This window comes from Sulfitobacter sp. 1A10359, assembly GCF_043558145.1.
GTDB lineage: Bacteria > Pseudomonadota > Alphaproteobacteria > Rhodobacterales > Rhodobacteraceae > Sulfitobacter > Sulfitobacter faviae.
On sequence record NZ_JBIFGB010000001.1, the window covers coordinates 1 to 23160 of the forward strand.

Below are 23160 nucleotides of genomic sequence, written 5' to 3' on the forward strand. Positions count from 1 at the left end.
CATAAACCACGACGCATAACTGAGGGTGGGTCAAATCTCGGTGAAAATACCGGGTCAGTTCTCAGTGACAATCAACAGATTGACGCATACCACGGACAGGATCGCCGAAGTTGCAGCTGACGCAGGGTTTGCAGATTCTGCGCATTTTCACCGTGAGTTTCGCAAGTCCTATGGCACGTCTCCAAGCCTATATCGTCAATCATCGAATACTTTCTAATCGGTGAAGGAACCCAAATATTGTGTCAGCTTTCCCGGGGGTGCGAGTGCTCTTTCATCTTGGTGGTATGAGACCGCCTTAAGAAATTAAAATCTCTCTTCGGTTGCTTGCGATGCACCTTCTGAGTGGCGGTCGACATTTTCACCAATTTATCTGGACGTTTGCGACTGAACGGGCTTCGCAAGGGCTCCCAAAAGCTGACCTTAGCTGCGTACTACATGTATGTCCGGTTTGGGCCGATCTTGCCGGCCCAGCTTATGCCCAACTGCGGAGAACTCTGACACTCACGCGGTCAGTTCGACGGTCTGCTGCGCTGTGCAATAACGTCCGCTTCAGTCGATCATATTCGGTAGGACGTTTAGGAGGAGCGCTGGCTCATCATGGGGATCGCTCGTTGCCAAACCCCTCGATCAGCGCTTTCCAAATCCCCGCCGTAAGGACGGCGGTCAGCAGCCCTGCGAGGGCAAAGGGTGCCAGCAGGGCGAGATCGCGATCGGCGACGATCTCTGCGAGGCGCACGGTCACGCCCGACAGGAGCAGTCCGATCGGCATCATGCCCCATGACAGAAGCCGGTAGATGCCGTTAACCCGGCCGAGGAGCGCATTGGGTATGACGCGTTGACGGTAAGAGATGGAGACAACGTTCCAGAACACGCTTTGGAACTCGAAGAGAACAAGAACAATGGCGAGCGCCCAACCGTTCGGCGCAAGACCGATGGATGCGAAGCAGATGGCGGAGGCTAGAGTGGACCACTGCGCCGCGGTGCCGGCTCCGATCCGAGCAATGGCGCGCTCGGCGACGAAGCCGCCCGCTACACCGCCGACAGCCCCTGCGCCAAGGATCAGGCCGTAAATGGTGGCATCAAGACCAAGGTTCTCTTGGACGTGCAGGATGAGGCCGATCACCACCATCTGATGGCATAGGTTCCATGTCGCGGTGACGACCGCAAGCACTTGGAGGAACGGGGCATCACGCAGGAAAGTCAGTCCTTCGCACAGCTCGGCGCGCCAGTTTCGTCGGGTCCGGACGGGGGGTGCGAAATCCCCGCGCAGGCCCGATAAGACGATGAGCGCAGCGAGGAAGAGCACGGCGTTTGCTCCGAACGGCAACCAGACAAATGCGCCAATTAGTATCGCCCCAAAGGCGGGACCAAGCAGAGCGTTGCCGGTCAACTCTGCGGCGTAGAGCCGCGCGTTGGCGCGTTCCAGCCCTCGGGATGACACCAGGGTGGGCAGGATGGTTTGCGCGGCGGTGTCTCGAAAAACTTCAGCCGTCCCGACTAACAAAGCACAGATGACCAACGTGGTAAAAAGAACAGGCTCGGCCGTCCCCGTTTCAGTGGCGGGCGCAAGCGGCAGAACGAGCCACGTGGATAAGCCGGCACCGGCGAAGGCTGCCATACGCACCATGTCCATCAACCGCATCAAGCGCAGTCGGTCCATGCGATCAGTGACCAACCCGGCGGGGAGCGAAAACAGGAACCACGGCAGTCGGATCGCGACGGGAAGCACCGCCACGAGGACTGGATCCCGAGTGAGTAAGCTTGCCATCCATGCCCAGACGAGCAGCGCGATGCCATCCGCGAGGTTGGTCATGCCCGCAGCAGCAATCAGACGTCGAAGGCCGGTAGAGGCGGTTAGGGAATTAGATGTGGCCATTGGACGTCCATTCGAATCAAGGAATGGACAACTTATAAGACCTCAAGTAATATTGAGATCAATGACTAAGACGTCTACATCCCTTCCTATTGGTGAGATTGCAGCTCGCACGGGCCTCTCGGTCTCAGCTATCCGTTTCTATGAGGACCAGAGGCTCGTCCAGCCGCAGCGCACGGCAGCTGGACATCGTGTCTTCACGCGAGCGGACATCAGGCGCCTTTCCTTTGTGATGGTGGCTCAGCGGCTCGGCTTTTCCATCTCGGATATCCGGGAGGCGCTTTCTTCCCTGCCAGAGGGTCGGACACCGACCAAGGCGGATTGGACACGCCTCGGCCAAAGCTTTCGGGCCGCGCTCGACGAACGCATTGCAGGGCTAACCGACCTTCGCGACAAGCTCGATAGTTGCATCGGCTGCGGCTGCCTGTCTCTTAAGGCATGTATGTTGCACAACACGGAAGATGTGGCCGCCAATCGAGGCACCGGGCCACGTTACCTCCTCGGCGATAGCCCTACTGACATTTAGAGGTCAGCAGCAGATCGCGGAGGAGCGTTTGGCAACATTCGAAACACCGGGAGTTGCCGTTCATGTTCTACGGAGCATCGGTTCGAATGGACTCAAAGCCGTCTGCCATCCGCCATGCCGATGCCGCACTGCAGCTGCACCAGATGGTGGTTTTTGAATGATCTGTATCGACACAGAGAGCGACAGTTACAAACCTTCCTTTCCTCCACTATGGTTTACGAAAAACTGCACGCGGAGCCTCTCTTTTGTCAAAAGCGCTGATCATATCCAACCGCAACTATCGCCTGCTGCTTTCTGCCAGTTCGGTGTCCAATTTGGGCGACGGAATCGCGATGGTTGCACTGCCATGGCTGGCGACAATGTTGACGAGTGATCCGCTTTTCATTGCAGGGGTCGCCACAGCGCAACGGCTGCCGTGGCTTTTGTTCTCGCTGCCTGTCGGGGTCTGGACTGACCGTGCTGACCGACGCTTGTTGATGTTTCGCGCCGATCTGGTGCGTGTTGCCCTAATGGTTTTCACCGTTCTGATGATCGTTTCGCAAACATCCATGCCACCAACGGGGTCGGGATTTGCCGCAATCCTGTCGCTCACGGTTATCGCCTTCCTGTTTGGCTCTGCGGAGGTTGTCCGTGATAATGCCGCGCAGACCGTTCTGCCCTCCATCGTTACTCATGCCGATCTGGAGCGGGCGAATGGTCAGATGTGGAGCGCCGAGCAAGTTTGCGGCCAGTTTATCGGGCCGCCCGTGGCGGGTCTGATGATTGCTTCAGCCGTCGCCTTTCCCTTCGGTGTCAATGCGTCGATCTATGCACTGTCCGCTATTCTAATTTGGCTGATCGCTCTACCTCCAAGAAGCGCTGCTGTCAGTTCCCGTTTCTTGCCTGCCTTGTTGGAAGGGTTTGGATGGATGCGGCGCAACCCTATAATTCTGCGGCTTGCCATCATGCTGGGAGCAATAAATGCAGTCTTCATCGGAGGAATGACGGTTCTCGTGCTTTATGCGCAGGAAGTGCTGCATCTTTCCGCGACGGGATACGGGTTGTTGCTGACAGTCGGTGCTATGGGCGGTGTCGCGGGCGGTTTTCTCGCGCCTGTTCTGGCTGCGCGATTGGGTATGAAGCGCAGCCTCCTTGCAGCGCTTTGCACATTTACTATCATCAACCTCATCCTCGGTTTTTTTGCATCCCCTGCTTTGGCAGGGATCGCGCTATTTCTCGAAGCCGCAGCAGGTATGCTTTGGAATGTGGTCACGGTCAGCTACCGCCAACGTCTGATCCCAGATGAATTGCTGGGCAGGGTTAATTCGGTTTACAGATTTTTCGGATGGGGCGCGATGCCATTCGGTGCCATGGGATCTGGGGCGCTGGTCGCAGCGCTTACGCCTGCAATCGGGCGACTTGAGGCGCTTCACACGCCCTATCTCTTCGCAGCATTCATCTGCGCTCTGCTGGCAGTATTTGCAATTTTTCGGCTCCGCTTCGATTGAACAAAAAGCTGTTCAATAGACCGTTTAATTTGGGGGGGCCGCATATCGTGTTGGTCCGCTAAGCGGACAAAGCTGCCGTCCGGGTCAGCGGTTCTCCTGATGCATGACAGCAATTCGCAGCCAAACGAGTGAGCCTGCGAGCACCGATCCGGCCGCCGCCGCCTTCCCAAAATCCAGCCAGTTCAGAAACCCGAAACCGATTACAAATTTTGCGGCGCAAAGCCCCACGACCGTCGCTGTAAGCAAATTTAGCTTTTGTTCTGAAGAGAGATTTGGCGGCACAATCAAGGCGCAAACGAAGCCGGCGAACAGGACGGTGAAAACAGCCAAATACTCAAATATCCTGAAGACTTTGGCGTGTTCACTATTCCCGAGAGCTATGAAGGCAGCGTCTTTGTCCTGCTCGTTTGAGGACAGCGCTAAGCTCAAAATTTTGTGGGAGATCTGATGGGCCTCTGCTCTGAGAGGGAGGCCGCCATAAAATAAGAGCAATGAAGCCAGCACCGGGATTGCAAAGACAAGAAGTTATCGAGCCACCAGTTTCATTCCAATCCACCACCTACTTGGCTTTGCTCGGTGACAATGCCCTGCCAGCAAACCATCGTCAATTTGGGCTCAAAGCCGACCTCGGATGCGGCGAAGCATCATATGGTATGATGTCTTGTCAACGTCGGGTTGTCGATGTGGGAGGGCGTGGTGGATCGGAGGATCCGTCATGGAAACATCAAACTTACCGGCCATCCGCGCCTTACGCCCAGCCTGGAACAAAGGCCGGATCGTCGGCCAGAAAAGGCCGCTCAAGCCCAAACACGTCTGGGCGATCAGGGGGCGGCTGGAATTGGCCGAGAACCACCGTGATCTGGCCCTCTTCAATCTTGCCATCGACAGCAAGCTGCGCGGCTGCGATCTGGTCAAAATGAAGGTGGTTGATGTTATGGCATCCGGCCAAATCAAGGAACGCGCGTCGGTTCTTCAGAGCAAGACCCAGAAACCTGTGCGCTTCGAAATCTCCGAAGGCACCCGTGCATCGCTGGCAAGATGGATGCGGGAACCGCTGATGGTCGGAGCCGAATACCTATGGCCTGGGCGTTTTCACGAACGGCTTCACATCTCGACCCGCCAGTACGCGCGCATTGTGCGTGACTGGGTGACATCCATTGGTCTGGAGGCAAGCGCCTATGGCACGCACTCGATGCGGCGAACGAAAGTCACGCAGATTTGCAAGAAAACAGGCAACCTGAGGGCGGTCCAACAGCTGTTGGGTCACACCAAGATGGACAGCACTGTCAGGTACCTCGGCGTCGAGCTTGAAGATGCGCTGGTGATCGCCGAAGCTATCGAAATCTAAACCGCTGGGCCGTCGCCACAGACGGCCCAGACCGGCCGTTGGATATTTCTCAACCGAATGGCTGCTCCACGGCATGGCGCTAAACATATGCTTAAATATCGATGGGCATGTAGCCTGCGCTGCGGGCATCTCTTGGGCTTACGCTGAAGTGCTTCTTGAACTCACGGCTGAAATGAGAGGGGTTGTCATAGCCTACACGGCGGGCGGCTTCGTTTGCGGGCAGACCCTCGGCGAGAATGAGACCTTTGGCACGACCTAATCGAGTGGCTTTCAAATATTGGAGCGGGGACGTTCCAGTGATGGCCTTGAATGCGCGGTGAAATACCGGCACGCTCATCCCCGCATTGCGGGCCAAGACCTCGACTCTGAGCGGGTCAGCATAATTCTCGCGGATCGTAACAATACTTTGAGAAACGCGACTATGATGTGTGTCCTCTTGTGCCAGCGCACGAAGGGAGGGCCCATGTGGGCCCTCGATTGCATGAAAAGGATCTCACGCAGGATGCCAGGCCCAAGCGCTTGGCTGGCCGCATCTGAACACAGCGCGCGCATCAAACGATGGACCGCATCGCGCATGTCGCCATGCAGCTCAGCAGGCGCTACGCCCAGCGACGTCGCCCTGCGGGAAACGGGGCCATCCAGCTCCATCAACTTCAAGAACGCAATCAAATCTGCACGCTCGATATCAACAAACAGACCCAACATAGGGTCGTCAGGTGTCGATGCTGTTGATCGGGTACCTGCTTATGCCTCAGGTGGATATTAAATCGATGGGAAAGGCCCGAAAGAACTCGCCGATGAGGTGCGGGGCTATGTCGAGGCGGGCTTCAAGGCTGTGAAAATCAAAGTTGGCAAATATGGAGTTGCCTAAGAGGCAGTCCGTGTGAAAGCAGCGCGAGAAGCAATTGGGGAGCATATCCCGCTGATGTTGGACGCGAACAACGCGTGGTCCGACCTTCGTACGGCTGAGCTGCACTGTAAGGCATATGAATCCTATAATCCTGAATGGATTGAAGAGCCGTTCATCCCTGATGATATCGACAACCATCGCCGTCTTGGCAACCTGACGTCAATCCCGATTGCCACCGGCGAAATCGAGACAGGGCGCTGGCGTTTGAAGGAGCTCATGGATCAAGACAATATCACGGTCTTGCAACATGATGCTTGTGTGTGGCGGAATTACCGAGTGGCGGCGCATGACGGACACGGCCGCGTTATATGGTATGACGGTCAACCCACATTGGTTCCATGACATCCACGTTCACCTCGTTGCCTCAAGCACCTCTGCCAAATATGTGGAGTTCTTCACCGACGAAATGGTGCTGAATTTCCGCGAATTGATCGACACGCAGCTACAGTTTGAAGATGGTGATGTTTTGCTGCCCAAAACGCCGGGCCTTGGGTTCAATTTTGATGAGGACCAAGTCGCAAAATATGCCGCATTTGAGGCTGGCGTGACGGATGTCTGGGACAAGGTCTCGGCCACACCGAGCCATATCGGAGCGCAATAATCTCCAAACTGATGGAAGAATACTAATGAATACTTCAGCATCCCTCATTTCACGCCTTGCCGATCCTAGCCTATTGTCCACCGAGTGCTTTGTGGATGGCGCATGGATCGGGGCCGGCTCGGGCGCATTTGATGTTACTTCGCCGTCTACAGGAGAGGTTATCGCAAGTGTCCCGTCTTTGGGGGGGCTGAAACAACTCAAGCCATTGAGGCGGCATACACCGCTTTCGATAGTTGGAAGACGCGCACCGCAAAAGAGCGCGCGGATATCTTACTGCGAGATCATCGTCGAGAAAAGGTATACCCTTGAGGTCATGGCGGAGAATGCAGGATATTAAGTGCAGGATCGAACTTTTCCCCGAACTGTTGTCGCCTACAAGAAATATTGTTCCGTCTAGGGGAATTTCGACACGCTTGAACCCACGGAAGTTCCATGCGTGAAGGGTGATTTGAGTTTCGGCCGCTACTGGGTCTGATGCAGCTTCTGTTCTTTGACTAGCTGTCTTTTCAGACATGATGAAGCACTTTCCTATTATATCTGCGTGTAGTGCTACGAACTAGGGAAGGCGCCGTCAACCATTACGGGAAAATTCGAGTTGCGATCTATCGCGGTTCTCTAAGCGACATTCTGGCGTGCAAACGCTTTATCGGTGTATTTGTGCTGCTCCTACAGGTTTAAGCTGGCCTAAGAGTGTCTAGCTCACGCACGTTTACCCTTGCCCCCCATTCGCTACTTGTTCTGCTTTTGTGTCGGGGGCTGAAGCTGTATAAGGGTTTGTTAAATAACTTAATCGGGCGAACTCAAAAATCCCCGCTGTGTGGGTTGCCCTATCATCAAAGGATTAGACATGGGTGCCCTTAGTTAGTTGTACGGAATAGGTTTATTACCCTGCCGTAGGCCTTCATCGCCAAGTTGGGTCTCACTTCAGAAGGAAGACCGTGACTAGTCCTATGGTTAGGGTTTTGAGAGATTTGATCTGCGTATTCCTTTAACTTTTGTTTTATCAACGGGCCGTCTGGACGAAGTGTAGCTGCTAGTTGCATCAATGCATATGCCTTGGCAGCATCTTTTGTTTCTTCCCGCAATGCTTGATCACGGACCAAATCAGCTAGAGAAGGTTGAAGGAAAGTCGGAACGCCATAATCTAAGGCATCAAGAAAGCCTGACATGTCTATTTCTAAGTTTATGCCTCGTGACGGGGTCCCGGCAAATACAATGTCGTGCCGTCGAGTTGTTAAATCGACCAGGTAAGGCGGTTCGAATTTTCCCTTCAGGATACCGCGTCCCATTGCAGATTCTAGTTTTATGTCCTCTCCGAGGACGGGCCGAAGTTTGACCGAGCCTTTTGTCGTTGTTTCGATATTTTCGTGAAAATAGTTCGATGGCAAGCTATCTAGGCCAATATTGTCTGCCCCGATAGAAATCCCCTGATTGGCCTCATGGTCTTTGGGAGTGAAGTAGCCTACTCCGTAAAGGCTTTCTTCGGGGTGAAAGGGGAGGTGTAGGTCGCTGGTAAGCGGCAGGTAATCGAATGACATAAGTCGGTTTCGGTGATTTAAGCAAGGTGTGTTGGGGATCAATTCGGAGATGGAATATCGTTTAAATGGGTTTTCGTGAATTGCTCCGCCACTGGGTTTAGGCACGTTCTCCAGCCGAGCAATTTCCCGAGCTAAGATCATTCCCATGAGATAGGATGCGCCGATCGTTAAATGTACCTCATCCCGAAAATGCTGTCTCTTTAAGCCAATTTCGTGCAGATCAACGAAGCTCAGATTGCGATTGCGCATACCCTCTACGGCGACTTCATGGAATCGTAAGTCCATATGCTCTTTGGCTATGAAAGGGAATAAAAGGTTTATAACATGCGTATTCATGCAGCGCAGACAGTCGAAAAGCACATTCAAATCAGAAATATACTGGTCACCGAGGTGGGCTCCGAAGCGGCTCACGTCATTAATATAATGGTCAATTATCAGTAGGTCAGCGGATTCGATCATTTCGTAATGTTCAATAATCCGGTTTAAGTGAAACGCTACACCTACGCGGCCAGTAGATAGGTTGATGACTTCATGTCGTTGCCGAAGCGCTCTAACAAAACCTTTCTGGCCCAAGACTGAATTTGATGTGCCTAAAATAACGATCTTCATAAAAATCCAGTTGATAAATCTAGGTTTGCTGGCAGCAAATGTGATTGCTGTAAGCTGCCACCAGCTCTTCCGCTGTACAAGCTAGTTCTTGGGCGGATCGTTGCATGAAAATCCTCAACATTGTTTCCATTCCTACGCTCATACCCGGCACGGCACAATACGCAGCGAAGCGGAGCTATTGGTCGAAGTTGAGTGCCCCCCAATCCTGTTTCGTTCTTGTTTTGGTAGGGGGGGCAGACTTCGGCTAACCTGCTGTAAGGTATTCAGTTCTACGCAATTCAAAATCCCCCGCCGCGAGGCGTGCCGGTTCGAGTCCGGCCTTGGGTACCACCTTTTCCAGAAGGTTTTCCGCATATTCGTATGAATGATCCCGGTGCTTTGCGCCGCCTAAGCCCGTTCATTTTTCGCGCCAAAACCCTGCGATCACCTCCTGCGCCACCTTATTCTGCACCGTAAAATCAGTGTCTCCCGCGCCGCCGCCGTCGGGGTCGGTGAACCAACGCCAGATCCAGACGTCTTGAATCCCACGGGCCTCAAGGGCCCGCAGCCAGCGTTCCAGCACCTCGGCCTGAAGCGCCATATCGGCGGGGGCGGCGCGTTCTTCGGCGCTTTCCCATGGGCGCGCGGTCGCGCCTTCGGCGGAGCGGAGGCCGATTTCCGCGATCCAGATGGGTTTTGCATATTTTCGCGCCACGGCGGCGACCCGGTCCAATTCTAAGGCGATGGCGCGGTCCCAATCGGCAGGCGCGTCCGGGGCGCCTAGAACGGGGTAGAGGGATACCGCCACGGCATCCAGTTCGGGCCAGAAGGCGATCTTCTCGGCCTCGTCGGCGCCATGGGCGACATAGGTGAGCTTTCCGCTGAAAAGCGCGCGTATCTCGGCGATGGTGTCGCCCCATTGCGCCGCCCCCGATACGCCGCGCAATTCGGTGCCTAGGGCGAGCACGTCGGCGCCGTTGCGCTCTGCCGTGACGGCAATGGCGCGTAGAACCTCTGCATAGGCGGCATGCCATGCGTCTGCGCTGTCCGGCTCGGGGGCTATCGCGCCGGCCCAGCTTTCGGGCACCCAAACATGGGGCTTGACGATGGCGGCGAGCCCCGCGGCGTGCAGCTGCGCGATCCCGGCGGCGATCCTGTCATGGGGCAGTGCATCCCCCATAACGATGGCGCTGGAGCTGGGTGAAGGCTGCCACAGGAAGGGGATCACCGTCGCCGCCGTCGCGCCTGTGTCACGTAGCCGCGTGATGCTTTGGGCGGCGGCGGGGCTGCCGAAGGGGGCGTTCGGCGTCTCGATCAGGTTGAACCCGCGTAGGGCGCCACCCGCCTCTCGCGAAAACGCCGCTGTCGCAGTCAAAGCGGTAGAGCCGAGGGCCCAGAGAAGCGTGCGACGGTCGATCATGCAGGTAGGGTAGGATGACTTCCCCCGCCGCACAACGGCGCGCTGGCGAAGATGCTTGGCCTTTTGGGCGCTGCACCGGGCCAAATAGCGTCAATTTTGCGCAAAATTGGCGGGTTTTTACCCGCCGGACCCGCGCAGAGCCCAGTGAAAATTCCCTTTCCCCGGTCGGCCCAAACGCGTAGGCAGCGCCTACCTTGGAAAACGAGACATATCATGGCGCAGAATGCCACCATCTACAAAGTCGAGCTTTCGGTTTCGGACATGGATCGTCATTATTATGAGACCCATAAGCTGACCATCGCCAAACACCCTTCGGAAACCGATGAGCGCCTGATGGTGCGGCTGGTGGCCTTTGCCCTTAACGCCCATGAGCATCTGGAGATGACCAAGGGCCTCTCTACGGATGATGAGCCGGACATCTGGCAGAAGAGTCTGAGCGGCGAGTTGGACGTTTGGATCACGCTCGGCTTGCCGAGTGAGAAGGTCCTGCGCCAGTCCTGCAACAAGGCGGCGAAGGTCGTGGTCTACCCCTATGGCGGCAAAACGGCGGAGGTCTGGTGGGATAAGGTCAAGAACGGCACCACCCGTTTTGACAATCTGGACGTGGTGAACCTGGCCGAGGGTGACACCAAGGCGCTGGCGGAACTGGCCAGCCGGGCGATGAAGCTTCAGGTGATGATCCAAGACGGCGAGGTGACGGTGAACCTTGATGAGGCGATGGTGACCCTCACGCTCGACCGTTGGAAGACTGCCCGGTAAAGGACGGCGGGCCTAAACGCTGGTGGAAAAAGGCGCGCCTCTATGGGCGCGCCTTTAAATTATACGTCGAGCTTCTTGGCGCCGCGCTTCCATGCCAGCGGCTGGAAAACCTCATCCACCGGGGTTTCGGCAACGTGGTTGACGTAGTTGGAGATGGTTTTCTGCGCCATGCCGAGGATCACGTCCAGCACCGCGCGGTGGCCATAGCCTGCGTCGAAAAACGCCTGCATCTGTGCGTCGGAAACGAAGCCGCGGTTGCGCACCATTTGCACGGTAAAGGTCCGCAGCGCTTCGAGTTTGGGCGTCGGCAGGGCCGTTTCATTACGCAGCGCGTCGCTGATCTCGTCCGAGACCTTCATCATCTTGGCGATGCCGGTGTGGGCGGGCACGCAGTAATGGCACTCGTTCTCGACGTTGATCGACTGCCAAACAACGGTCAGCTCTTCGGCGTCGAACTCGGTCTCGGTGAAGAGCTTGTGCAGCACCTGATAGCCTTCATAGGCCTGCGGGCTTTCGGCCAGCACCTTGTGCAGACCCGGCAGGCGGCCAAAGGCCTTTTGCGATTCTTCCAGCAGCGGCTTGGAGGCTTCGGGCGCGGTGTTTTGGTCGTGGGACGGGAATGTCATGGTTTCTACCTTTGTAAATCGTCGATATCCGTCATTTAGGCTTTCTTGAGCGATCACTCAAGTATATATTTGAGTGACCGTTCAACATATGGTGATCACATGCCTCGCAAACCGAACCACGACCGAGCCGAGTTGATCGACCGCGCCCGCGATCTGTTCTGGCGTCAGGGCTGGGCGGGCACGTCGCTGAAAGACCTCGAAGCGGTGCTGAAGATGAAGCCCGGCAGTTTCTACGCGGCCTTCGGATCGAAAGAGGCGCTGTTTGAAATCGCTTTGGACAAATATGCCGAAGATGGGGCCGGGCGTCTGGCCGAATTGGTCGCAGCGCACGGTCCGATGGCGGCGCTGAAACGCTATCCCGAACTGGCGATCTGTCGGGAGGAGGCTCCGGCGAAAGCCTGCATGCTGTCCAAAACGCTGCTGGAGCTTCAGGCCCATGGCCACCCGTTGGCGAAACGGGCCAGCGCGCATCTTATGGGGATGGAAGAGCAATTCGCGGCGCTTTTCGCGCAGATGCAGCGAGACGGGGAGATCGGCGCGGCGCATGATCCAAAGGCGCTGGCCCGGCGCTATCAGAGCGATCTTTTGGGCCTGCGCGTCTCGGCCGAGCGGGAGGGGATCGACGCTCATGCCATTGCCCGCGAAATCGCCGAAGGGCTGGAGCGGCTGTAGCCCCCACGAGGCGCTATTCGATCTGCTCTTCCAGCATCGTGGTGATCTTGCGCCGTTGAAAGACATTGCGGATCTGACGCGCCATGATCCGCTCCGGCACGAAATAGGGTTTGCCGTCTTTCCATTCCGCCCGGAACTCATGCCGCGCGGCGATCAGCCTTGTGGTATGCCCATCCGCGGCAGCGACCGTGAGGTCCATCTGCCGGACCTTGTCAAAAAGCCCCTCGGTCCCGATGCGCGTCTCGGCGCGACGCAATAGGTCCAGAAAGCTGCCGATGTCGATGAAATCACCGCTTTTGATCGGCCCCTGATTGGTGCGGGTCAGGGGGTTCTCCACATCGTTCAGTGCCACCTCTTCGCGTTCGGTGACCTTGACGTGATAGGTTTTCTCCTCCGTCACGACCCGCGCCATGACCTCCAGCAGGTAAATCGGCTCGGCCCCCATATTCGTCACGAAACAATGGGCATTCTCATCCCGCGCGATAGAGCGGTTGATCAGGATCACCGGCTGCCGCTGCCGCCGGAAGTTGAGCCATAGGATATGCAGATAGGCGAGCCAGACCACTGCCGTAAAAAGGCTCACTGCCACTTGCAACGTGCCGGAATTCTCTGCAATCCAATCAAGCATCCTATCTCTTCCCTATCAAGCCTGCGGGGGGCGCGAGATTAACGCACGGGGCGGCGCTTCGTTGCACAAAGATTGGCGGGGCGGGGTTGACCGTGCGATATTATATCAATAATTCATGATATATGGATAATGAGAACGCCCTTCAAGCCTTCGCCGCCTTAGGTCAACAGACCCGACTGGACGTCTTTCGCCTGCTGATCAAAGCGGGCGGCAAAGGCATGTCCGCAGGCGAGATCGGCGTCGTGCTCGACGTGCGGCAGAATACGATGTCGGCCAACCTCTCGGTGCTGGCCCGCGCGGGGCTGATCCGCAGCAAGCGCGAAGGGCGCAGCATTCGATATTTCGCCGATATGAACGGGCTGCGCGCGCTGCTGGGCTTTCTCTTGGAAGACTGCTGCGGCGGCCAGCCTGAACTGTGCCAACCGCTGCTGGATGAGTTGACCTGCTGCTAACCCCCGAACCCCCAACACGAAAGACCGCCATGACCGATACCGCTGATCCCGCAACCGCTGGCCTTGGGGCCTTTGAACGCTGGCTTTCGCTCTGGGTGGCGCTGGCCATCGGGGCGGGGCTTTTGCTGGGCAATCTCTTTCCCGGCATCTTTGGCGCGCTGGCGGCGCTCGAAGTCGCTTCGGTCAACCTGCCGGTGGCGGTGCTGATCTGGGCCATGGTCTTTCCGATGATGGTCGGCGTCGATTTCGGCGCACTGCGGCAGGTGGGGGACAAGCCCAAAGGGCTGGTGGTGACGCTGGTGGTCAACTGGCTGATCAAACCCTTCACCATGGCTGCGCTTGGGGTGCTGTTCTTCAATCATGTCTTTGCCGGGCTGATCCCGCCCGATGACGCGCAGGCCTATCTGGCGGGGGTGATCCTCTTGGGGGCCGCGCCCTGTACCGCCATGGTCTTTGTCTGGTCCAACCTCACCCGCGGCGACGCGACCTATACGCTGGTGCAGGTCAGCGTGAACGATGTGATCATGGTCTTCGCCTTCGCGCCGATCGTGGCTTTCCTCTTGGGCGTGACCGACATCACCGTGCCTTGGGACACGCTGCTGATCTCGGTCGGCCTTTACGTCATGCTGCCGCTGCTGGCCGGCTACCTTACCCGCGGGCGGTTGGTAGCTAAGGGCGGTGAGGCGGCGGTCGACGCTTTCAAGGCTCGGGTGCAGCCCTTTGCCATTATGGGGCTTCTGCTGACGGTCGTGTTGCTCTTTGGCTTTCAGGGCGAGGTGATCCTCGACCGCCCGCTTGTGATCGCGCTGATTGCCGTACCGCTGTTGCTGCAATCCTACGGCATCTTCTTCATCGCCTATGGCGCCGCGCGGGCTTGGGGCATTCCCTTCAACGTGGCCGCCCCCTGCGCCTTGATCGGCACGTCGAACTTCTTTGAACTGGCCGTCGCCGTGGCGATCAGCCTCTTTGGGCTGGGGTCGGGCGCGGCTTTGGCCACCGTCGTGGGCGTCCTGGTCGAAGTGCCGGTCATGCTCTCCCTCGTAGGCTTTGCCAACCGCACACAGCATTGGTTCCCCGCCGCCAAATGAACCACGCCCGATAACCCTCTGCCGCCTAAGGAAATTCCCGTGACCGATACGCCAAATATCGAAGAAGACCACTTCAACCCCATCGACGACACACGCCTCCTGTCGCCCGAGCGCGCCACCCACGGCCCGCGCATTCTGCTGCTCTACGGCTCGCTCCGCCCGCGGTCCTTCAGCCGCCTGATGACCGAAGAGGCCGCCCGCATCCTCACCCGTCTCGGGGCCGAGACGCGCACCTTCAACCCCACGGGCCTGCCGCTGCCCGACGATGCCGCGCCTCAGCATCCCAAGGTGCAGGAACTGCGCGATCTGGTGTCATGGTCCGAAGGCATGGTCTGGTGTTCGCCCGAACGCCACGGCGCGATGACGGGGATCATGAAAACCCAGATCGACTGGATCCCCCTGTCGCTCGGCGGGGTGCGCCCGACCCAAGGCAAGACTTTGGCGGTGATGCAGGTCAGCGGCGGCTCGCAAAGTTTCAACGCGGTGAACCAGTTGCGCATTTTGGGCCGCTGGATGCGGCTGCTGACCATTCCCAACCAATCCTCGACCCCCAAAGCTTTCTTGGAGTTTGACGAGGATGACCGTATGAAACCCTCACCCTTCTATGACCGCGTGGTCGATGTGATGGAGGAGTTGGTGAAATTCACCCTGCTGACCCGCGACAATAAGGATTATCTGCTCGACCGTTATAGCGAGCGTAAGGAAAGCGCCGAGGAGCTTTCCAAACGGGTAAACCAAAAGGCGATCTGACCGCCAAATGCAAACGGCAGGGCCAATCTTGGCCCTGCCGCAACATACTCACGCTAAAAAGCGATCAGTCGTTGGACCAGCCGGAAACCGCTTTGATTTCGCAGAAGTCCTCGATCCCCCAAACGCCGCCTTCGCGCCCGTTGCCCGAACGTTTCATGCCGCCGAAGGGCGCACCTGCGCCACGGCTCTCGCCGTTCATCTCAACCATGCCCGAACGCAGCTTGGTCGCCAGACGGTTCCGGCGGGTGCCATCGCTGGATTGAACATAGTTGGTCAGGCCATAGACCGTGTCATTGGCCATCTCAACGGCTTGATCTTCGCTCTCGAACTTCATGATCGAAAGCACGGGGCCAAAGATCTCTTCGCGGGCGATGGTCATATCGGGCGTCACATCGGCGAAGACCGTGGGTTTGACATAGAAACCACGGTTCAGATGTTCGGGCCGACCGGTGCCACCGGCGACCAGACGCGCGCCTTCGTCGATGCCCTTCTGGATCAGGTCTTGAATTTTGCCCCATTGCGCTTCGTTCACGACGGGACCGATGTGGCGGCCCTCTTCGCTGGCGGGGCCGACTTCGACCTTATTGGCCACTTCGGCTGCCGTCTCGACCGCTTGGTCATAGACGCTGGCCTCGACCATCATCCGGCTGGGGGCATTACAGCTTTGGCCGGTGTTGTTCATCATATGCAGCACGCCGCGTTTGACGGCCTTGTCATCGGCATCGGCGAAGACAAGGTTCGCGCCTTTGCCGCCAAGCTCCAGATGGACCTTCTTCAGCGTATCCGCCGCGTTCTTGGAAATCGCGATGCCGGCGCGGGTGGAGCCGGTGAAGCTCACCATATCCACATCCTCATGGCCGGTCAGGGCGGTGCCCACGGTCGCGCCGTCGCCGTTCACAAGGTTGAAGACACCGGCGGGGAAGCCTGCCTCATCCATCATCTCGGCAAAGATCACCGCGCTCAGCGGGCTTTCCTCAGACGGTTTCAGCACCATGGTGCAGCCCGCGGCAACAGCGGCGCCGACTTTCAGCATCACTTGGTTCATCGGCCAGTTCCACGGCGTGATCATCGCCACGACGCCAACCGCTTCGTGAATGATCCGGTCGTTCGGCGCGTGATCACCCAATGGCTTTACGAATTTGAAATCTTTCGCCGCTTTGATGAAGTTCTTCAGGTGGGTGTAACCCGCCCCCCATTGGGAACTGCGCGCCATCTCGATGGGTGCGCCCATCTCGGTGCTGATCGCTTGGGCCATATCCTCGGTCCGGGATTTATAGACCTCGGCCAGTTTCTCCATCAGCGCGACGCGCTCTTCGGGGGCGGTGGCCATCCACGCGGGCAGGGCGGCCTTGGCCGCGGCCACGGCAGCGTCCACGTCCTTTGGCCCGCCGAGCGAGATCACGGTGCAGGGTTCTTCGGTCGAGGGGTTGATGACCTTATGTTCACTGCCCTCAAGCGGGGCGACCCATTTGCCGTCGATATAGAAATCACGTTTTTCGATCATGCTCTGTCTCCGTTATTGGCCAGGCGCGCGTCTTTCTTGCCGCCTAGAAGTGTCCGGGAATCGCCGGCTCCCGATATGCCTAGGACAATTTTACGGGGCGGAAAAGTTCAGAGGTGATTTTTGATCAAAAAGACGGGCGCGGCGGCCCGAAACCGGTGGGCGGGCAGGGTGTGTGCTCAGCCCTGCGCCGGGAAGCTGATTTCGACGCAAAGCCCGTCTTGGCCTTCGACCTTCAGCGTCGCTTCGTGCTGGAAGGTCAGCGTGCGGATCATGCGCCAGCCCAGCGAATCCGACCTCTCGGGCCGTTTGGCGTCATCGGGCAGGCCGACGCCATCGTCATAGACCTTGAGCGTCAGACCTTCGTCATCCTCTTGCGTGACTTCGATGGTGATCACCCCTTTGTCGCGCCCCTTGAAGGCGTGTTTATAGGCGTTGGTGATCAACTCCCCCACGATCAGCCCGATGTCGACGGCCAATTTGTTGTCCATCTTGAGGCTGGGGCAAATTAGCTTGATCGCGATGCTCTGACGATCTCCGGTAAAGGCGCGTTCGGCGTTTTTCGCGACTTCATCCAGCATATCCGCCAGATCAAGGTCGGTGCTGTCGGTTGAGCGTTGCATCAGCTCATGCGCCTTGGAGAGCGAGCCGACGCGGGTCTCCAACTCGCGCAACACTTGGCGGGTCTCATCCTCTTTGGCTTGGGTCTTGCTCATCCGGATCAGCGCCACGATCAGGGCAAGGTTGTTGCCCGTGCGGTGATGAAGCTCCTGCATCAAGAGGTCGCGGTCGGCGATGCCCTCGCTAAGTTCGCGGTTCTGTTCGGTCAATGCCGCGGTCGGGTCTTTGGCGTTATAGGCCTCCAAAGCCGCCATGGCATCGGCCTTGATCTGTTCGACGGCGGATTGCGGTTCGGGCAACAGGAATTCCGCATGAATCCGCGTGCCTTCTTGCCCGGTGTCCACATCAAAACGCGCCGCGATCCGCTGCACGCCCCGCAGGCCCAGCCCCATGCCCGTCTCCGACACGATGGCGCGGTTGGGGTCGAGCTTGTCCTCTTCGATCCCACGGCCCTGATCGATCACCGTCAGGCCAAGGGCGGGCTTGCCGTTGATATCCGTCAGCGAAAAGCGCGCGCGGCCTTTCTGGCCGTGCTCTATCGCATTGCGGCCCAGTTCCACGGCGGCGGTCACGGTGCGCGTCCGCTCGAATGAGGTAAAGCGCATGGCTTCGGTCAGGGTCAGGGCGATCTGGCGCAGGGCTGCGATATCGCCGCCCTTTTCAAGGTTCACCGAGGTGAGATTGGTTGCTTTCATCAGTCCGCGTCCCGTGCAATGCGTATGACCACGATGGAGGCGTCGTCACGCCCGCGAAATGCCCGGTCGAGCAGGTAGCCAGCGATCAAAAGCGGAGATTTCCACAATAGACCCTGTGGAAGATAGCTGTCGCGCAGGGTTTTCAAGCCGTCGCTGTGCAGGATCATCAGATCCCCCGGCTGAAGGTCAAAGCTTTCTTCATAGCCCCGCGTGGCGCGGGCGCCGATCCGCCCGTCGCGCACCGGCACGCGTTTGACCTCACCGTCGCGGACCCGCAGCGTGGCGATATTGCCCAAAGCGGCATAGCGCAGCACCATCTGCGGCTGCGCGATATGCACAAGCGCTGCCACCGCCCCGCGTTTGCCGATCAGTTGCTCGGTCACCTCATGCATCACCGCGCCCGGCTCGCTGTTGAAACTGCGGGTGGCTTTGACGGCGTCAGTCACCTCCAGCGTTGCGGCTGCGGCCTCGGGGCCATGGCCCAAACCGTCGCACAGCAGGATATCAGTGGCTTTGGGCGTCTTGCGCAGCAGGTAATCGTCGCCACATTCCGTTTCGTTCGGGTGACAGACCCGCAGGCCCACGGCCTCGACCCCATGGGTCGGGCAGGGGGTGCTGTTTTTGACAAAAGTGCAAACGATGGTGGTGCCCACCTCGGGCCCGCTAAAAATATCGAAATCATTCGACAGACGGCGGATCGCCCCGAGGCCCAGCCCAGCGGAGCCACCGCTGCTCATGCCGTCCTGAAACATGTGATCCATATCGCTGATGCCGGGGCCGCGGTCGGTGAAGATCATCACGATCCTGTCGCCCTTGCCCTCCGGCGGGGCGGTGATCAGGGCGCGGCCTTTTTCGGCGTAGCGCAGGATGTTGGTGGTGGCTTCGGTGGCGACAATGGCCAATTCATCGGTCCGGTGTTTGGGCCAGCCGTGTTCCGCCGCCAGACGGCGCGCGGCGCGGCGCACCACGGCGATGGCGCTTTGGTCCTGCACTTCGACCCATTGTATCATAGGTTCACACTCATCAACACGCTGGTGCCCCCGCCCACGGCGGTGCGAATTTCAAACTTCTGAGCCAGCCGCTGCGCGCCGCCCAAGCCCCGGCCAAGCCCGCCGCCCGAGGTATAGCCGTCCGTGAGGGCCAGTGCCACGTCCTCGATCCCCGGTCCCTTGTCCCAACAGACCACGCTCAGCCGCTTGGCCCTTGGATCGACATAGATGGAAAATTCGCCGCCGCCAGCGTGAACGATCGCATTGCGCGCGATTTCACTCACGGCGGTGGCGAAGCGTGTGACATTCAGCGCCGAGGCGCCGTGTTCTTTCATATAGCGCGCCACGGCTTGGCGCACTGTAACCGCGTCGCCGCTGGTCTTTAGTTTGAACTGAGAGAGAAGAACCTGCGCCCCAAGGTCCTTTTCGTCAAACGCGTCGTAGCTGGGTGAGGGCATGGGTCAGGCTCAAGGCGGTGCGGATTTCTGGCAAGTACATGCCAAGCTCAACCAGCGTGACCGCCACCGTGGGGCGCATGCCGACCACATAGGTATCCGCCGCCAGCAGGCGAGAGATCCCCGCCAACTGCGCAATCACCCGCCCAACGAAAGTGTCCACAATCTCAAGCGCCGAGATATCGAGGATCACCCCATCGATGCGATTCTGGGATATCTTGTTCGACAGCCGATCCTGAAGCTCCAAAATCTCCGTGTCCGTGATGTCATCCTGTATCGAAACGAGGAGCGCATGTTCGACCAGATTAATCGACGTGACACCGGCCACCTTATTGGCCCTCGGTCTTCTTGATCACATAGCCGACGGTCATCAGCGCATCCGACAGGGCGGTACGGATGCTCGACCGGGTCGAGACGGTGCCCACGTCGATGCCAAGCTGCACCATGGTCTGGGCGATCATCGGGCTGATGCCGCTGATGATACATTCCGCCCCCATCAGACGCACGGCGGCGGCGGCGCGCAGCAGGTGTTGCGCCACTTGCGTGTCGACGGTGCCGACGCCGGTGATGTCCATGATGACCACTTCGGCCTGCCGCTCCAGAATGGTTTGCAGCAGGTTCTCCATCACCTCTTGGGCGCGGGCGGAATCCAGCGTGCCGATCAGTGGCAGGGTCAAAACGCGGTCCCAAAGTTCGACGACCGGCGTTGAAAGCTCCAACATCTCTTGGCGCTGGCGGTCTATGATCTGTTCGCGCTCGAGAATGAATATCTCATTCGTGTAGATGGCAAAGGCATCGACCAAACGGGTGACCAGCATCACGTCGCGGATCAGCATCGCATGGTCGCTGTCCAGCATCGTCTCAAGCCGTTTGAACAGCGGCGTTTTCAACGCTAGCACAAAGGTCGCCATCTCGGTCGGGGTCACGCCCCGGTTGACCCGCTCGCGGCTGACATCGGTCAGAACGGCGCGCAGATCGTCCCATTGGGTATCGTCAAAGTCGAAATCCTCGCCGGTGACCCCATCGCGCACACCTTTGGAGAAGGCTTTGAGCAATTCGCGGTTCTGGTTACGGCTCTCCGCATCGGAGAACAGGTCAGAACGCTTTACGCCTTCTTTGACCTGCGTTCCCAGCCACTCCTCGATGATACCTTTGAAATCGGTGTCGAGAACAGTCAGAATATTGGCCGTAGCAGATTGCGGCATCTTGAACCCCAGTATTTATTTCACCCCCCATAGGCCAATCGTGGGGGTGAGTGTCAATAGGACGCAGGGAGTTTGATCGGCGGTAAAGCGCCGTTTTACAGAATGAAATGGCGCGTAAGTAGCTGTTTTTAAGCAGGCTCTCGCGACGAAACGTAAGGGTCGCCTGCAAAAAGGGCAGCAACGGCGCTTTGGCCGGGTGCTGCCCCTTTCTTGGTCTTGTCTTGCGGCTGTCAGGTTGCCGCGAGGTTATTACGCCGCCTCGCCGGGGTGACGCGGCACCAGCGCGCGCACCAGATCGCGCATATGCAGCACGCCAACCTGTTTGCCTTCGCGCATGACGCGGTAGTTGTTGGTGGTATCCCCGCCGGAAACGGCAATGATGCTTTCCAGCGTGTCGTCGAAATCAACCTCACCAGCGACCTCCGTGGGCGGTACATCGGTCTTTTCCATGACAGAGCGGACGCGCAGCACCCTCGCGCGGTTGATGTCGCTGACAAAGGCTTCGATATAGGGATCGTTGGGGTTCAGCAGGATATGCTGCGGCTCGCCCTGTTGGACGATGAAGCCGTCCTTGAGGATCACCAGATGGTCCGCCAGTTTCAGCGCCTCATCCAGATCGTGGGTGATGAAGATCACGGTCTTATGCAGTTCTTCCTGCAATTCGATCAGCAGATCCTGCATGTCGGTGCGGATCAGCGGGTCGAGTGCCGAGAAAGCCTCGTCCATCAACATCACGTCTGAGTTTGAGGTGAGCGCGCGGGCGATGCCCACACGTTGCTGCATCCCGCCCGAAAGCTGCGCTGGATATTGCTCTCCCTGACCCTCCAGCCCGACGCGGTTGAGCCATTTGGTGGCTTCAGCCGCGTATTTGCTGCGGTTCTTGCCTTCGATCTCCCAGCTCAGCCCGGTGTTTTCCAGCACCGTGCGGTGCGGCAGCAGGGCGAACTTTTGGAACACCATCGACATGTCGTGCTTGCGCAACTGGCGCAGGCGACGCTCGTTATAGTCAAGGATGTTCTCGCCGTTCACGATGACCTCGCCCGCCGTGGGGTCGATCAGCCGGTTGAGGTGTCGGATCAGCGTTGATTTGCCCGAGCCCGAGAGCCCCATGATCACCGTCGTCTTGCCCGCAGGCATGTCCACGTTGATGTCATTGAGGCCCAACACATGGCCGGTTTCGGCCTGAAGTTCGGCCTTGGACATGCCGCCGCGGACTTTCTCCAGCGCCATTTTGGGGTCGTCGCCGAAGATCTTATAGAGGTTGCGGACGGAAATCTTGATGTCGTCTGTCATGTCTGGCCTCACTTCTGCGCCGCGTTGATCCGCGCAAGCGCGGCTTTGGTGACCCGGTCGAGGATGATCGCAAGAAGCACGATGCCGAGACCCGACAGGAGGCCCACGCCCAATTCAAGGCTGCGAATGCCGCGCAGCACCAGCACGCCGAGACCCGGGGCAGAGACCAGCGAGGCGATCACGACCATGGCAAGGCTCATCATGATGGTCTGGTTCACACCAGCCATGATGTTGGGCAGCGCCAGCGGGATCTGCACCTTGAAGAGCTTCTGGCGGTTGGTCATGCCGAAGGCGTCGGCGGCCTCGATCACGTCTTTGTCGACCAGACGGATCCCGAGGTCCGTCAGGCGCACCACCGGCACGATGGCATAAAGGATGATGGCGATACCGTAGAGCTTGGGCTCGGTCACCGAGAACAGGAAAATGAGCGGGATGAGATAGACGAAGGGCGGCAGGGTCTGGAGCATGTCCAGCACCGGGATCATCGAGCGTTGCACCCTGTCGCTGCGCGACATGGCGATGCCGATGGGGACACCCAGAAGCACGCAGATGAAGGCGCAGACAAAGATGATCGCCAGCGTCTGCATGGTGTGGTCGTAGAAGTCGATGAAGGCGAGGAAACCGAAGACCAGCGCCACCAGCCCCACCAGCTTCAGCGAGCGGCCCACGGCATAGGTGATCGCCATCAGAAGCGGGATCATCACGAACCACGGCACCGACTGCATGAGCCAAAGCGCGTTCTCCAGCGCCCAGCTCAAGGGTTGGGTGAGCGGGTCGACCACCACCTTCAGACTGTCCTTGATCGACAGGAACCCCTGTTCGAGGCCTTGGGTCAGGTCGCGCGATTGCGGGATCGCCTCGCAGCTGTCGTGCAGCGCGTCGAGCGAGGGGAAGGGCGTGTCCCAGAGCGTCGTGTCGGCGTCGCCGCCGGCCTGTCCCATGAGGTCGGCCATGGAGCTGAGCCCGCCGCCCTGATCATCGCCGCACCAGTCGCGCAGGCCGAGGCTGTCAAATAGGTTATCGTAAGTTGCCATCTGTCGCTTTCCCGGCCGTCAAAGGCCGTCTTGTCTCTCGGGAGGGGGCCGGTGGAACGCGCCGCTTGCGTGTCGTCGGCTGCCCGATGCAGGGGGCGGCA

Annotated in this window: 25 protein-coding genes and 2 pseudogenes; 10 read left to right on the forward strand and 17 right to left on the reverse strand. The window is 58.5% G+C overall.

The features are described from left to right. Positions 1 to 64 precede the first annotated feature (64 nt). Positions 65 to 217 carry a helix-turn-helix domain-containing protein gene (locus ACGYK2_RS00005; RefSeq protein ID WP_394374173.1) on the forward strand — a complete coding sequence of 51 codons (153 nt, stop codon included), beginning with the start codon at positions 65 to 67 and terminating at the stop codon, positions 215 to 217. A gap of 378 nt (positions 218 to 595) precedes the next feature. On the opposite strand, the gene ACGYK2_RS00010 is transcribed toward ACGYK2_RS00005, so the two are convergent. After that, the gene (locus ACGYK2_RS00010; protein ID WP_276154316.1) at positions 596 to 1876 is read right to left on the reverse strand and encodes an MFS transporter; all 1281 of its coding nucleotides are present in this window, start codon (positions 1874 to 1876) and stop codon (positions 596 to 598) included. Between the two features lie 61 nt (positions 1877 to 1937). Between ACGYK2_RS00010 and soxR the strand changes: the two genes are divergently transcribed. Then, positions 1938 to 2399 (forward strand): redox-sensitive transcriptional activator SoxR, encoded by a 462-nt coding sequence (gene soxR / locus ACGYK2_RS00015; RefSeq protein ID WP_271687514.1) that lies wholly within the window; start codon positions 1938 to 1940, stop codon positions 2397 to 2399. 245 nt (positions 2400 to 2644) lie between these two features. Beyond that, a complete protein-coding gene (locus ACGYK2_RS00020) occupies positions 2645 to 3886 on the forward strand; it encodes an MFS transporter (RefSeq protein WP_394374174.1) in 1242 nt (413 codons plus the stop codon). A gap of 84 nt (positions 3887 to 3970) precedes the next feature. On the opposite strand, the gene ACGYK2_RS00025 is transcribed toward ACGYK2_RS00020, so the two are convergent. Beyond that, the gene (locus ACGYK2_RS00025) at positions 3971 to 4390 is read right to left on the reverse strand and encodes a hypothetical protein (RefSeq protein WP_271687512.1); all 420 of its coding nucleotides are present in this window, start codon (positions 4388 to 4390) and stop codon (positions 3971 to 3973) included. Between the two features lie 211 nt (positions 4391 to 4601). On the opposite strand from ACGYK2_RS00025, the gene ACGYK2_RS00030 reads away from it, so the two are divergent. Further along, positions 4602 to 5234, forward strand: coding sequence for a tyrosine-type recombinase/integrase (locus ACGYK2_RS00030; protein WP_271687511.1), 633 nt, complete (start codon positions 4602 to 4604; stop codon positions 5232 to 5234). A 91-nt stretch (positions 5235 to 5325) separates the two neighbouring features. Here ACGYK2_RS00030 and ACGYK2_RS00035 read toward each other — a convergent pair whose 3' ends face one another. Further along, on the reverse strand, positions 5326 to 5679 hold the full coding sequence (locus tag ACGYK2_RS00035; RefSeq protein ID WP_394374207.1) for a helix-turn-helix domain-containing protein: 354 nt from the start codon (positions 5677 to 5679) through the stop codon (positions 5326 to 5328). Next, positions 5568 to 5951, reverse strand: a pseudogene (locus ACGYK2_RS00040) (AraC family transcriptional regulator N-terminal domain-containing protein); the annotation flags it as partial. The pseudogene ACGYK2_RS00040 and the gene ACGYK2_RS00035, both read right to left, overlap by 112 nt. 208 nt (positions 5952 to 6159) lie before the next feature. Here ACGYK2_RS00040 and ACGYK2_RS00045 point away from each other — a divergent pair. Continuing rightward, positions 6160 to 6745 (forward strand): annotated as a pseudogene (locus ACGYK2_RS00045) (enolase C-terminal domain-like protein). A 70-nt stretch (positions 6746 to 6815) separates the two neighbouring features. On the opposite strand, the gene ACGYK2_RS00050 reads toward ACGYK2_RS00045, so the two are convergent. The 3 genes from ACGYK2_RS00050 to ACGYK2_RS00060 form a co-directional block, all read right to left on the reverse strand. Beyond that, positions 6816 to 7259, reverse strand: a complete 444-nt coding sequence (locus tag ACGYK2_RS00050) for an AAA family ATPase (protein WP_366512168.1) — start codon at positions 7257 to 7259, stop codon at positions 6816 to 6818. A 343-nt stretch (positions 7260 to 7602) separates the two neighbouring features. Next, positions 7603 to 8892, reverse strand: coding sequence for a hypothetical protein (locus ACGYK2_RS00055; RefSeq protein ID WP_271687508.1), 1290 nt, complete (start codon positions 8890 to 8892; stop codon positions 7603 to 7605). Positions 8893 to 9289: 397 nt separating this feature from the next. Further along, entirely contained in the window at positions 9290 to 10246 is a 957-nt protein-coding gene (locus tag ACGYK2_RS00060; RefSeq protein WP_276154317.1) for a glycoside hydrolase family 113, read from the reverse strand. A 258-nt stretch (positions 10247 to 10504) separates the two neighbouring features. Between ACGYK2_RS00060 and ACGYK2_RS00065 the strand changes: the two genes are divergently transcribed. Then, complete coding sequence (locus ACGYK2_RS00065) at positions 10505 to 11050, forward strand: YaeQ family protein (protein WP_271687506.1); 546 nt, start codon at positions 10505 to 10507, stop codon at positions 11048 to 11050. Positions 11051 to 11109: 59 nt separating this feature from the next. On the opposite strand, the gene ACGYK2_RS00070 is transcribed toward ACGYK2_RS00065, so the two are convergent. Continuing rightward, on the reverse strand, positions 11110 to 11676 hold the full coding sequence (locus ACGYK2_RS00070; RefSeq protein ID WP_271687505.1) for a carboxymuconolactone decarboxylase family protein: 567 nt from the start codon (positions 11674 to 11676) through the stop codon (positions 11110 to 11112). A gap of 99 nt (positions 11677 to 11775) precedes the next feature. On the opposite strand from ACGYK2_RS00070, the gene ACGYK2_RS00075 reads away from it, so the two are divergent. Beyond that, the gene (locus ACGYK2_RS00075) at positions 11776 to 12348 is read left to right on the forward strand and encodes a TetR/AcrR family transcriptional regulator (RefSeq protein ID WP_271687503.1); all 573 of its coding nucleotides are present in this window, start codon (positions 11776 to 11778) and stop codon (positions 12346 to 12348) included. Between the two features lie 13 nt (positions 12349 to 12361). On the opposite strand, the gene ACGYK2_RS00080 is transcribed toward ACGYK2_RS00075, so the two are convergent. After that, positions 12362 to 12976 (reverse strand): hypothetical protein, encoded by a 615-nt coding sequence (locus ACGYK2_RS00080; protein ID WP_271687502.1) that lies wholly within the window; start codon positions 12974 to 12976, stop codon positions 12362 to 12364. Between the two features lie 122 nt (positions 12977 to 13098). Here ACGYK2_RS00080 and ACGYK2_RS00085 point away from each other — a divergent pair, with 122 nt between their 5' ends. Genes ACGYK2_RS00085 through arsH form a run of 3 tightly spaced genes read left to right on the forward strand, consistent with a single transcriptional unit; the run spans position 13099 to position 15266 of the window. Then, positions 13099 to 13428 carry a helix-turn-helix transcriptional regulator gene (locus ACGYK2_RS00085; RefSeq protein WP_271687500.1) on the forward strand — a complete coding sequence of 110 codons (330 nt, stop codon included), beginning with the start codon at positions 13099 to 13101 and terminating at the stop codon, positions 13426 to 13428. Between the two features lie 29 nt (positions 13429 to 13457). Then, complete coding sequence (gene arsB / locus ACGYK2_RS00090; RefSeq protein WP_209218922.1) at positions 13458 to 14516, forward strand: ACR3 family arsenite efflux transporter; 1059 nt, start codon at positions 13458 to 13460, stop codon at positions 14514 to 14516. 39 nt (positions 14517 to 14555) lie between these two features. Continuing rightward, complete coding sequence (arsH, locus tag ACGYK2_RS00095; protein ID WP_271687499.1) at positions 14556 to 15266, forward strand: arsenical resistance protein ArsH; 711 nt, start codon at positions 14556 to 14558, stop codon at positions 15264 to 15266. Positions 15267 to 15330: 64 nt separating this feature from the next. On the opposite strand, the gene ACGYK2_RS00100 is transcribed toward arsH, so the two are convergent. From ACGYK2_RS00100 to ACGYK2_RS00135, 8 genes are all read right to left on the reverse strand, one after another. Beyond that, on the reverse strand, positions 15331 to 16770 hold the full coding sequence (locus ACGYK2_RS00100; protein WP_271687498.1) for an aldehyde dehydrogenase family protein: 1440 nt from the start codon (positions 16768 to 16770) through the stop codon (positions 15331 to 15333). A gap of 176 nt (positions 16771 to 16946) precedes the next feature. Then, positions 16947 to 18083: a sensor histidine kinase gene (locus ACGYK2_RS00105; RefSeq protein ID WP_271687496.1), complete on the reverse strand. Its 1137-nt coding sequence runs from the start codon at positions 18081 to 18083 to the stop codon at positions 16947 to 16949. Next, positions 18083 to 19093 carry a SpoIIE family protein phosphatase gene (locus ACGYK2_RS00110; protein WP_271687495.1) on the reverse strand — a complete coding sequence of 337 codons (1011 nt, stop codon included), beginning with the start codon at positions 19091 to 19093 and terminating at the stop codon, positions 18083 to 18085. Before ACGYK2_RS00110 ends, ACGYK2_RS00105 begins: the two co-directional genes overlap by 1 nt. Beyond that, positions 19090 to 19530, reverse strand: coding sequence for an ATP-binding protein (locus ACGYK2_RS00115; protein WP_271687494.1), 441 nt, complete (start codon positions 19528 to 19530; stop codon positions 19090 to 19092). The genes ACGYK2_RS00110 and ACGYK2_RS00115 overlap by 4 nt, the downstream gene beginning before the upstream one ends. Next, positions 19502 to 19855, reverse strand: a complete 354-nt coding sequence (locus tag ACGYK2_RS00120) for an STAS domain-containing protein (protein ID WP_271687493.1) — start codon at positions 19853 to 19855, stop codon at positions 19502 to 19504. The genes ACGYK2_RS00115 and ACGYK2_RS00120 overlap by 29 nt, the downstream gene beginning before the upstream one ends. Before the next feature lies 1 nt (position 19856). Next, the gene (locus ACGYK2_RS00125) at positions 19857 to 20732 is read right to left on the reverse strand and encodes an STAS domain-containing protein (RefSeq protein WP_271687490.1); all 876 of its coding nucleotides are present in this window, start codon (positions 20730 to 20732) and stop codon (positions 19857 to 19859) included. 249 nt (positions 20733 to 20981) lie between these two features. After that, positions 20982 to 22025 carry a glycine betaine/L-proline ABC transporter ATP-binding protein gene (locus ACGYK2_RS00130; protein ID WP_271687487.1) on the reverse strand — a complete coding sequence of 348 codons (1044 nt, stop codon included), beginning with the start codon at positions 22023 to 22025 and terminating at the stop codon, positions 20982 to 20984. Positions 22026 to 22033: 8 nt separating this feature from the next. Then, positions 22034 to 23059 carry a proline/glycine betaine ABC transporter permease gene (locus ACGYK2_RS00135; protein WP_271687485.1) on the reverse strand — a complete coding sequence of 342 codons (1026 nt, stop codon included), beginning with the start codon at positions 23057 to 23059 and terminating at the stop codon, positions 22034 to 22036. Positions 23060 to 23160 lie beyond the last annotated feature (101 nt).

Coding starts and splice junctions, on each gene's coding strand:
- ACGYK2_RS00010 (WP_276154316.1), bottom strand. CDS start 1,876: ATGGCCACATCTAATTCCCTAACCGCCTCTACCGGCCTTCGACGTCTG.
- soxR (WP_271687514.1), top strand. CDS start 1,938: ATGACTAAGACGTCTACATCCCTTCCTATTGGTGAGATTGCAGCTCGC.
- ACGYK2_RS00030 (WP_271687511.1), top strand. CDS start 4,602: ATGGAAACATCAAACTTACCGGCCATCCGCGCCTTACGCCCAGCCTGG.
- ACGYK2_RS00050 (WP_366512168.1), bottom strand. CDS start 7,259: ATGTCTGAAAAGACAGCTAGTCAAAGAACAGAAGCTGCATCAGACCCA.
- ACGYK2_RS00055 (WP_271687508.1), bottom strand. CDS start 8,892: ATGAAGATCGTTATTTTAGGCACATCAAATTCAGTCTTGGGCCAGAAA.
- ACGYK2_RS00065 (WP_271687506.1), top strand. CDS start 10,505: ATGGCGCAGAATGCCACCATCTACAAAGTCGAGCTTTCGGTTTCGGAC.
- ACGYK2_RS00070 (WP_271687505.1), bottom strand. CDS start 11,676: ATGACATTCCCGTCCCACGACCAAAACACCGCGCCCGAAGCCTCCAAG.
- ACGYK2_RS00075 (WP_271687503.1), top strand. CDS start 11,776: ATGCCTCGCAAACCGAACCACGACCGAGCCGAGTTGATCGACCGCGCC.
- ACGYK2_RS00080 (WP_271687502.1), bottom strand. CDS start 12,976: ATGCTTGATTGGATTGCAGAGAATTCCGGCACGTTGCAAGTGGCAGTG.
- ACGYK2_RS00085 (WP_271687500.1), top strand. CDS start 13,099: ATGGATAATGAGAACGCCCTTCAAGCCTTCGCCGCCTTAGGTCAACAG.
- arsB (WP_209218922.1), top strand. CDS start 13,458: ATGACCGATACCGCTGATCCCGCAACCGCTGGCCTTGGGGCCTTTGAA.
- ACGYK2_RS00100 (WP_271687498.1), bottom strand. CDS start 16,770: ATGATCGAAAAACGTGATTTCTATATCGACGGCAAATGGGTCGCCCCG.
- ACGYK2_RS00105 (WP_271687496.1), bottom strand. CDS start 18,083: ATGAAAGCAACCAATCTCACCTCGGTGAACCTTGAAAAGGGCGGCGAT.
- ACGYK2_RS00110 (WP_271687495.1), bottom strand. CDS start 19,093: ATGATACAATGGGTCGAAGTGCAGGACCAAAGCGCCATCGCCGTGGTG.
- ACGYK2_RS00115 (WP_271687494.1), bottom strand. CDS start 19,530: ATGCCCTCACCCAGCTACGACGCGTTTGACGAAAAGGACCTTGGGGCG.
- ACGYK2_RS00125 (WP_271687490.1), bottom strand. CDS start 20,732: ATGCCGCAATCTGCTACGGCCAATATTCTGACTGTTCTCGACACCGAT.
- ACGYK2_RS00130 (WP_271687487.1), bottom strand. CDS start 22,025: ATGACAGACGACATCAAGATTTCCGTCCGCAACCTCTATAAGATCTTC.
- ACGYK2_RS00135 (WP_271687485.1), bottom strand. CDS start 23,059: ATGGCAACTTACGATAACCTATTTGACAGCCTCGGCCTGCGCGACTGG.